Raw genomic sequence first — 10121 nt, forward strand, 5'->3', positions numbered from 1 at the left:
CTATTCTGCCGCGATCTTTGTCGAAGCGGCCTGCAACGCGGCCCAGACGCGCGGCGGCGTGGCCGGCATCTGGAGATCATTGTTGCCGATTGCATCCGTGATGGCGTTGATGACCGCCGGCGGTGTGCCGATGGCGCCCGCCTCGCCGCAGCCCTTCATGCCGAGCGGGTTTGACGGGCTCTTGGTGGAATGGTGGTGAATGGCGAAGCTCGGCACATTGTCGGCACGCGGCATGGTGTAATCCATGTAGCTGGCCGACAGGAGCTGGCCGTCCTCGTCATAGACCACGTTTTCAAGCATCGCCTGGCCGACGCCCTGCGCAATGCCGCCATGCACCTGACCCTCCACGATCATCGGGTTGATGATGGTGCCGAAATCATCGGAAGCGACGAACTGGACGATTTTCGTCTCGCCCGTTTCGGGGTCTACCTCCACTTCGCAGACATAGGTGCCGGCAGGGAAGGTGAAGTTTGCAGGATCGTAGAACGCGCCCTCCTTCAGCCCCGGTTCCATGCCGGCAGGCAGGTTGTGGGCGGTGTAGGCCGCAAGGCCAACCTCGTGCCAGGCCATGGACCGGTCGGTGCCGGCCACCTTCACCTCGCCATTCTCGATGACGAGATCGTCTTCGGAGACTTCCAGCACATGGGCGGCGATTTTCCTGACCTTGGCTTCCACCTTGTCGAGCGCCTTGACGATGGCCGACATGCCGACCGGGCCGGAACGCGAACCGTAGGTGCCCATGCCGAACTGTACCTTGTCGGTGTCGCCATGCACGATCTGGATGTTGTCGATGGGCAGACCGAAACGCTCCGCCACCACCTGGGCAAAGGTGGTTTCGTGCCCCTGCCCGTGGCTGTGGCTACCGGTCAGGACCTCGATAGTGCCGACGGGATTGACCCGCACCTCGGCACTCTCCCAAAGGCCGACGCCAGCGCCCAGCGAACCGACCGCCGCCGAGGGCGCGATGCCGCAGGCCTCGATATAGGAGGCGAGCCCGATGCCGCGCAGCTTTCCACGTTTGGCCGCTTCCGCGCGACGGGCAGGGAAGCCCTTGTAATCAGCCGCCTCCAGCGCCTGATCGAGATTGCCGGCAAAGTCGCCCGCATCATAAGTCATGATCACGGGCGTTTCATGCGGGAACTGGCGGATGAAATTGATGCGGCGTAGCTCTGCCGTATCGACACCCAGTTCGCGTGCTGCCGTTTCCATGATGCGCTCGACGAGATAGCAGGCTTCCGGGCGGCCAGCGCCGCGATAGGCATCCACCGGTGCCGTGTTGGTGTAGACCGCGCGCACATTGCAATAGATGTTGGCGATGTCGTACTGGCCCGAAAGAAGAGTCGCATAGAGATAGGTCGGCACAGCCGAAGAGAACAGCGACATATAGGCGCCGAGATTGGCGATGGTGTCGACCTTGAGGCCGACAATGCGGTTTTGCGCATCGAAGCCGATCTTCGCCGTGGAGACATGATCGCGGCCATGCGCGTCGGTGAGGAACGCCTCGGACCGGCTTGACGTCCATTTGACCGAACGTTTGGTCTTCATGGACGCCCAGAGGCAGGCGATCTCCTCTGGGTAGATGTAGATCTTGGAGCCGAAGCCGCCGCCGACATCGGGGGCGATGACACGCAGCTTGTGCTCTGGCGCGACCTGATAAAAGGCGGAGAGCACCAGTCTCGCCACATGCGGGTTCTGGCTAGTGGTGTAGAGCGTGTAGTGGTCTTCCGCCTCGTCATAGGTGGCGATTGCCGAACGCGGCTCCATTGGGTTCGGCGACAGGCGGTTGTTGAGGATCTTCATCTCCGTAACGTGCGCGGCGCCGGCAAGCGCCTTGTCGACGGCTGCCTCTTCGCCCAGACCCCAGTCGAAGATGAGGTTTCCGGGCGCATTCTCATGAACCTGCGGTGCACCACCTTTCAGCGCATCGACCGCATGCACGACGGCCGGGAGTTCTTCATAATCGACCTCCACGGCTTCTGCGGCAGCGCGTGCCTGGGCCTGCGTTTCGGCCACGACGAGAACCACGGCATCGCCCACATAGCGCACCTTGTCGGTGGCGAGCGCGGACCACGCTCCCATGTTCATGGGGCTCCCGTCCTTCGAGTTCACGGCCCAGCCGCAGATGAGATTGCCGATACCATCATCCGTCAATTGCTTACCGTTGAGGACAGCAATCACACCGTCCATCTTCTCCGCTTCCGCGCTGTCGATGGACTTGACCTTTGCGTGCGCGTGCGGGCTGCGCACGAAGGCCGCATAGGCCTGCCGTTCGTTGCGGATGTCGTCGGTGTACCGGCCCTTGCCGGTGATGAAGCGCTTGTCTTCCTTACGGAGGACCCGGGCGCCAATGCCTTGTTCGCTCATCTCGTTTCCTCCCTCAGCTCGCAGCCATCTTCGCCGCGCCATCCTGAATGGCCTTGACGATGTTGTGATAGCCGGTGCAGCGGCAGATATTGCCTTCCAGCTCGTGGCGGATCGCCTCTTCGGTCAGCTCCTTGCCGGCCGCCCTGTAGCGGGCCACCATGTCGGTCGCCGACATGATCATGCCCGGCGTGCAGAAGCCGCATTGAAGCCCATGATTTTCCTTGAACGCCGCCTGCATGGGATGGAGTTCGCCATTGGCAAGCCCCTCAATGGTGGTGACTTCCGCGCCTTCAGCGGATGCTGCCAGCATTGTGCAGCTCTTCACCGCCCGCCCGTTGACGTGAACGACGCAGGCTCCACACTGGCTCGTGTCACAGCCCACATGTGTGCCCGTCAGGCGTAGTTGCTCGCGCAGGAAATCCACCAAAAGTGTGTTGTCCGGCACAGAGGCACGCGCTGCCCTGCCGTTCACGGTCATCGAGATTTCGGTCATGTATTCCTCCCTTGCCTCGGGCTCATTCCGCGGATGCGAAACAGCGTCCTAGGTTGCGATGCGTCCTGCTCCTTCAAATGGATAAGCGAAGGTGCACGACAATCCGGTCGTGGATTGACGCAGCAGAAACCGCGTCAACACGAAAAAATCCGATAGGCTGTATGAAGTTGGATAGCGCCTACGCCAGTTGAGGCACCCTATGAGGCACCGCGTCCGCGCACCCGGCGCAGCGCATTTGCCGACAACGAGAACAAAAACCGCCAAGCCACGCCTCCCGCGTTAGCCTGCGACCGCGCCAGCCAGCCGAAAGCTTCAACCAGTTCACTCCCTAGGGTCATTTAAGCGGGGTTTTCGGCGAAAGCCAAGGCCCATTCAGGTATAGACCAAGAAGAATGCAAGATCAGAAGCCTTCGGGAGCAGGATCCTGCAATTTGAAAGCACTGCCCTCGACACGATAAATGGAGCAATTGCGCTCCACCGCTCCGGAGGCGGTGAAGCGGAATGAACCGAGCAGGCCACGAAAACCGGATTTTGCGGTCAGGGTGGAAACCGTCAAACCGGCAGCGCCTCTGGCTCTGGCAATGCCGATGGCGAGCGCTGCAGCATCAAACCCATAGGCGGCGTCCTTGCTCATTGCCCTGCCATATCTGCTTCGGAAATGCTCGGTGATGTTCCCAACCGAGAGCTGGTCGACGCGGCACATGAGTACACCCGCGACCGCAGGGCCAGGCGACAGTTGCGGCGTTGAAAGGACAAGCGCGTTCTCTCGCAGCGCGCCAGTTGCTCGCAGCGCGGCCAAAGTGGCTGCCGGTGCCTTCAAACCGGGTGCAAGGACAAGAGCATCGGCAGCCTGAAGCCGTGCAGCTTTGCCCGCCATTTCACTGGTGGAGTTGGTTGCGACAGGCACATTTGCGACGATGTTGCCGCCTTCCGCCTTGATGCCTGCCTGCAGCCTTTCCAGCGTTGCGGGGTCCGCGTTGGCTGGGTGCACGACAGCGATGTTTCTGTGGCCGGCCCCGATTGCGTAAGCGGCGGCTTCGACACTGCTATCCACTTCATCCGACATGAACGCAAAAAAACCCGTTTTGCGCGGCGCCCCGTTTGGCACCAGCGCAATAACCGGTGGAGTGGTGCCGCCCGCCGGGACAGCACTCAGGAGGTTCGCCTGAGAGGGGCCGATAATGATCCTGGCGCCGCGTTCAATGAGGGTCTCTACGGCCTTCTTCGTATCGGCAGCATTGGGCCGGGCCGTGTAAACAGCAAGTGTAACCTGATCACCGCCAAGCTGCTCGGCGGCAAGCTTGGCACCGTCTCGGTAGTCACGCTCCGAGGCGCGGGCCGCGCCGGCAAGGTTTGTCACCATGCCGATTGTCACTGGTCCGGAGCCGACCGTTTCGACGCCCGCGGCGGAAGGAGAGACGCTGGCGTCTTCCACCTTCAGCGCATCATCAACTCCCGAAGACTGGCAGGCTGCAAGGGCAAGAGCGGCACTTAGCGCCACTGACCGCGCCAGTCTCATGGAAAAGCGCCCGTTTGCACGGTGCTCAGAGCGCAGGTCTCGTGTCAAATTCATCTAGGAGCCGGATCAACAGGATCAATACATGTAGCGAACCATGCGGGCGTGGAAACACTCGCATTTGTTCAGATAATCCTCGTCCCGATATTCGGATTGCAGATAGCCATAAGCCTTGCCACAGGCGACCTTGGCTTCGGATGCCCAGACGAAGGCGGGGCGTGCCGAATTGATCCATTGCGGGCTATCTGCAACGGCCACGGCCTCATCCATCAGACGGATGACCTCATCCGTGAGTGACGCGTTGCTGGAGATGGAGAGGAGCCGAGCATTTTGCGCCACCGGGCAATACCCTCCGACTGAAAGATCAGCAGTCTGCGCTGGCCCGGCCAGAACAGTTGCTGCAATCATGGCAAATCCCAAAGTGAGCTTTTTCATAGGTCCCCCCTCGGCGTTGCTCGCCCGTGGTGTGTTCCCTGACCGGAAAATTACACCTTTCCAGCCGGCTTATCAAACCTGCGGCCGCCAACAGGCGGCCGCCCCGGCCCATTCCGTTCAGACCGTGCCTGAATTATCACTGCCGTCATCCTCATAGAGGATCTTGATGGTGGAGGGTGTCTGCGGCACGTCGAACGTGGCGACCGTCACCCAGTCCTCGGATCCGGCCGTTCCATCGGCATCCACCTGCAATTGCGCGGAATTACCGGGATCGAGCCTGACATAGTCGGCGACATTTTCCCCGGGGCCAACAGCGACGAGCTCCGTGAGATCCACCACATCTTCCGATCCGAAACCGATGATCGCATCCGGATCGAGCGCGGCCAGCGCCGACTGATCGATCACCACCGTGTCCTCGGCATTTTCGATGTCGGTAAGGACATAGGTATCCCGTCCCTCCCCTCCGATCAGCAGGTCCGCACCTTCGCCGCCGATGAGTTCGTCGTCTCCGACACCGCCAACAAGGACATCGTTCCCGCCCATACCGAGCAGTGTCGAGCCGCCGTCATTGCCGATGAGCACCTCATCGGCGCCGGTTCCGGTGATGAAGCTGCCCGAAACTCCGGTGATCGTTACATGACCATCAACCGAGGCGCTTCCTGTGGAAGCTGTGTAATCAAACCCGCCGCTGGAGAATGCCGGAGTCGGGTCATACTCGACACGAACATTGTCGAAGTAGACTTCGGCATATTCGTTGTCGTTTTCTTTCGATGTCATCAGCCCACCGAGAGACAGCGTGTGTTGGCCAGGCGACAGTGTTATTGTCGTTGAGAAGGTTTGCCAGCCCGTCGACTGAGCATCGGAGTTGCTCGAACTCGACCCAATGAGCTCATCAATCACCCCGCCGGTTCCAAACGCGTTCCCATCGACGTCGGCGAGCACCCAGACATCGTCCGTATTGTCAGACTGTCCCGATAGGAAGGCGTAGTAATCGAATGTAATGGTCAAAGTAGTCGTGCTGTTGAGGTTGAACGAGCGCGTGAATGCGCCGTTCATATTCTGGTGATTGTCGTTTCCACTGCCTCCGAGGGACAAGGCCAGCGCACCATCGTTCGCTATACCGCCCGTCTCTCTCTGGCCAGACGCATCGCTCCCCGTCGCCTGATAATATTGATCCGCGTAGCGATTGTCCTCGTACGAGAAGCCGCCCAGCCCGCCGCTGAAATCTTCATCGACAAAAGATGCCGGAGCACTGGACGGAGTGAAGACCACGCCATCGAGAAGGTTCACATGACCATCCTGCGCATTCTGGGCCGCGGTGACGTTGAGTGGAGAGCCCTTCCCATCGTCGTTGTAGAGCAAGGCCTTAATCGGGATGCTGATCGCGGAATAGTCGGTGATGTTGGTCAAGACGAGATCATCAGCAATTTCAGGTGGCGGCAAGACATTCACCGTCAGCTGGGTGGTCGAGGTGTCGCCATCGTTGTCGATGATCACGTAATCGAACGTCTCGGTCCCCGCCACCGTTCCCGCATTCGCCTGGAAATTCCAGTTTCCAGTCAGGAAATCGAGTTCAAACACCCCACCCAGCGGCGTGTCGACCTCGAGATCGCTGCCTGTCTGAACCGGCTCACCGCCATCATTCGCGATCTGATCGGTGTCCGGGTCATAGGTGTAGGTTACTCCATCGACCGTAACTGCATGAAGGCGACCGCCATCTGCGCCGAAACCGTCATCGTCGCCGCCGCCGGCAGCATTGTCATCCCCCAAAAGGAGATTGCCGGAAACGCTCACCTGATTGGCGAGGTCGAGAAGCGCGTCGACAAGGTTTTCGAAACCGGAGACCGAAACGACCGTATTGTCACCGTCGGCCTCATCGACATCCTGCAACTGCTCGACATCGATGTTGTTGCCGATACCGACCGTCTGAACCGTCACATCATTGTCCTGAACAAAGTTGTTCCAGGCGGTCTGCGTGCTGCCAAGCAGAGAATGGCCACCGGCACCGATCTGCTCATTCGGATTGCCATCGCTGAGGAAGAAGACCTGATTGTTGTAACCGTCCAGTGGTGTAAAGGTCGCCATCGTTTCCTCAATGGCCGCGGTGAAGTCGGTGCCTCCATTGTAGGGCCGCGACCCGCCTTCAGCAGGATTCCAGGCGTTAATCTGCGCAGCAAAAGACGCGTAATCCGTGAAGGGTCCCGGGGCAGACAAAGCGCTCGATGAAAAGGCGACCAGTTCGATCTGCACGTCACCCGTTGTGCCGGCGAAGAACGCCTGCCCGGCGGCCTTCACGGCATCGAGCATCTGATCGAGTTCACTGTTGCTCACGCTGCCGCTGAAATCGAGCACGAAAGCGATGTTGAAGCTCTCGGTTCCGAGGGTCAGACTGGCCATGTCAGGCTTCGCTGTCGGTCCGTCGTCAAGGATCGATACGTTCAGGGTGTCAACGGCGGAAACATCGCCATCGTCGTCCGTCGCCCGAATGTGAAAGTCATCGGAGACACCTTCAGATGTACCGGTGTCCGGGTTCTGCGGATGGTCGGGCGAGTTCTGGTCGAGTTCATAGGCCCAGGAATAGTTTCCCGCTCCATCAGACGTTACCCTCAACGTCCCATTCGCCCCGACCACATCCACCGGGCTGCCGGCCGTTGCGGCCGTAACGTCAATCCAGTCGCCGTTTGCGTTCTGCACTTCCAGAACGGAAAGCATGTCGCCGCTGCCGAGTGTTATCGAAAAAGTGCCTGTATCCGCAATGCTCGCGATCCCGGCCTCAGAGCCGGTGGGAAGCCCCGCTTCATCGACTTCACCATCCGTCACGCTCACCGTCGGGGGCGCGTCCGGCTCGAGGTGAATGCCGATCTGGGCTGCCGCCGTATCGCCGTCACCATCGACAATTTCGATGGGAAGGCTGAAGTCGACCGGGTCGGTGCTGACAACAGAGGTGCCGAAATTGCCCACCTTGAACGGTTGCCCACCACTCCAGTGCGCTTCAAGACTGTTGTAGCCATCTGCCGTGTAGGTCGCGATCGAGGTGTTGTTGACGACACCAGCAACCGTCACCTCCTGGATCCCGCCATTGTCGATGAAGTTGACCGTGAAGTTGTGCCCGCCCACCGTGACCGGTTGGGCAGTGCCGGGCGTGACAAACACGGTTTGACCACCGTACGATATTGCAACCCCGGTAATGTCCTCCTGGCTGCCGTCGCCAACCTGAGTGGCGACCGGCCCGGTGTCGTCGTCGTCAAACGCACGGAAAAGGACGGTGGACTGGCCGGAAAGACCGCTTATCCCCGTAAAGTCAATGGATGCGCCGTTGGTCGTGTAATGCCCATCGAAGGTATGGTCTTGGTTTCCGGGAACCGAATAATCCCCCGTACCCGCATTGTTGCCACCAAGGTCCGTCACAAAGTCCAGACGGACCCCCTCCCCGTTGCCGACGCTGCCTCCTGTTCCAACACCACCATTGTTGGCGTTGGTGTTCATCGTGCCGCCATTGTTGCCCGGGTTGAACGAAGCTGCGGGAATTGGCGTCAGGAGCAGATCGGAGCTTCCATCGTCGGCAGGCGTAAAGAAGCCAGCCCATGGTTCGTTGCCACCTTTGAAATCGTAACCACCGTCATTGAAATCAACGAAGGACTGACTGTCGACCGATCCATCCATATCGACCGAGTAGGTGCCGTTTGCCGGGTCAAGCGTCACCGTAAAAACGGTGGTTCCGCCGGCGCCGCCGATCTTGCCGGTCAGAACCGTCCCATCTCCCGAGAGATGGTAGGTTATGGGCTGCCCCCCTGAGGTCAAGCCACTGTCCTGCCCCTCGGTGACCGTGAACCGTACCGTGCCGGCACCATCGGCCCCGTAATTGTCGATGACCGACCCGTCCAAATCCAGGTTGAAGACCTGTGGTGTCCCGGCCGAGTTGCTCAGAACCGCATTTTCCGGGACGATGAGCGTCGGCCCATCGTCATCGAACCGGATCGAAAGCGCACTGGCGCTTGTCGCCGTGGCCGTGTCGCCATCGGCATCCGTCACCGTCTGCACAACAGAAATGGCTGCTGCACCACCAAGGAAGAGCGCATCGTCATGTGCCGCACCCGGGCCGCCATCGACAGTGTGTTCCAGCGTCTCGTGCTGCGTGACCGTGACCGCGCCCGTCGCGCCATTGATGGAAACCGTGAAGGCGGGCGTGTCGACGCGCCCCCCGGCGCGACCTTCGTACACGGTGTCGGAGATCTTCACGAGAATGATCTCATTCGCAGCACCCGACTGGCCTGTCAGCCAAAGGCCGGTCGCCGCGCCGTCGGTCGCGGAGAGCGAATAAGCCACCGAGCCGGCGCCATCCGCCCCGAAATCGGGGGTGGCGAAGAGGCTCTGGATGACACCGGCCTGAATCTGACCGGGGTTGATCCCGTCCGTGCCGGAGCCGCTTCCATCGGACTCATCGAGCACGACCGATGCTGTCTCGCCGACCGCTGCCTCGGCCTTCGGCACATCGTCGATGATGTCGATGGAGATCGTCCCGGTCGTGGTGTTGCCGAATGCATCGGTGGCAACATAGGTGAAGCTTTCGGCTCCGCTGATGGTCTGAACCCCGTCATCGGCCGTCGCGTTCAGATAGTTGGAACTCAGCGTGTAGGTATAAGTGCCGTCGCTGTTGACCTGGATCGAACCATAGGCGCCCGCCGTCACCGCATTGCCGCCGGTCTGCAGGGCGTAGGTGTAAGGCCCGGTGCCACCGGTCGCCGAGGCCGTACCGCCAGAGGTCTCGTCCGTGGAGCCCGGCAGCGAACCAGTAACCGTTCCCGGGACAAGATCGTCACCGTCCTTGTTGAGGTCCAGCGCCGCTTCATTCACCGTGACCGTGTAGTCGGGCGTCGCCAGACCACTGTCGTTGACATTGATCGTCAGCGTGGTGGTGGACGGATCGCCGTCGGCATCGGTGATCGTGTATGAGAAGACGTCCTGAACGGTACCGCTCGCAACAGCGCCCGGTGTGGACTGGTAGCTGTAGGAGCCGTCGGAGGAGATGGTAAGCGTGCCATACTGGCCGTTGACCACGGTGTTGGTGCCCACATTCGTTGCGCTGCCGCCTGCCGTGGTGGCCACGATGGACGTTACCTTCGCGCCATCCGCGCCCTGACTATCGGCGACACCATCCGTCGCGTTCGCGTCCGAACCGCCGGAGCCTGTCAGGACATTGCCGTCCGCAATGCCACCTTCGATGGCACTGTCCGTATCGGCCATGGCCTCGGGGACGTCATCGACGATCTTCACCGACAGGACATCATTGGCGCTCTGGCCGTCCTGATCGGT

Annotated in this window: 5 protein-coding genes; all 5 read right to left on the reverse strand. The window is 60.6% G+C overall.

Annotation, left to right across the window (positions count from 1 at the left end; genetic code table 11):
* The gene (locus H7H48_RS06665) at positions 1 to 2364 is read right to left on the reverse strand and encodes a xanthine dehydrogenase family protein molybdopterin-binding subunit (RefSeq protein WP_229448014.1); all 2364 of its coding nucleotides are present in this window, start codon (positions 2362 to 2364) and stop codon (positions 1 to 3) included.
* A 13-nt stretch (positions 2365 to 2377) separates the two neighbouring features.
* Positions 2378 to 2857 carry a (2Fe-2S)-binding protein gene (locus tag H7H48_RS06670; protein ID WP_229448015.1) on the reverse strand — a complete coding sequence of 160 codons (480 nt, stop codon included), beginning with the start codon at positions 2855 to 2857 and terminating at the stop codon, positions 2378 to 2380.
* Between the two features lie 400 nt (positions 2858 to 3257).
* Positions 3258 to 4376: an ABC transporter substrate-binding protein gene (locus H7H48_RS06675; RefSeq protein WP_229448016.1), complete on the reverse strand. Its 1119-nt coding sequence runs from the start codon at positions 4374 to 4376 to the stop codon at positions 3258 to 3260.
* A 75-nt stretch (positions 4377 to 4451) separates the two neighbouring features.
* Positions 4452 to 4808 carry a hypothetical protein gene (locus H7H48_RS06680; protein WP_229448018.1) on the reverse strand — a complete coding sequence of 119 codons (357 nt, stop codon included), beginning with the start codon at positions 4806 to 4808 and terminating at the stop codon, positions 4452 to 4454.
* Positions 4809 to 4925: 117 nt separating this feature from the next.
* Positions 4926 to 10121: DUF5801 repeats-in-toxin domain-containing protein (locus tag H7H48_RS06685; protein ID WP_229448019.1), on the reverse strand; the 5196-nt coding region annotated here is incomplete at its 5' end.

The organism is Nitratireductor sp. B36, from assembly GCF_020833685.1.
In the GTDB taxonomy this organism is placed as follows: domain Bacteria; phylum Pseudomonadota; class Alphaproteobacteria; order Rhizobiales; family Rhizobiaceae; genus Nitratireductor.

Excerpts from the sequence above, each read along its gene's own strand:
- H7H48_RS06680 (WP_229448018.1), bottom strand. The coding sequence starts at position 4,808 with ATGAAAAAGCTCACTTTGGGATTTGCCATGATTGCAGCAACTGTTCTG.
- H7H48_RS06670 (WP_229448015.1), bottom strand. The coding sequence starts at position 2,857 with ATGACCGAAATCTCGATGACCGTGAACGGCAGGGCAGCGCGTGCCTCT.
- H7H48_RS06675 (WP_229448016.1), bottom strand. The coding sequence starts at position 4,376 with ATGAGACTGGCGCGGTCAGTGGCGCTAAGTGCCGCTCTTGCCCTTGCA.
- H7H48_RS06665 (WP_229448014.1), bottom strand. The coding sequence starts at position 2,364 with ATGAGCGAACAAGGCATTGGCGCCCGGGTCCTCCGTAAGGAAGACAAG.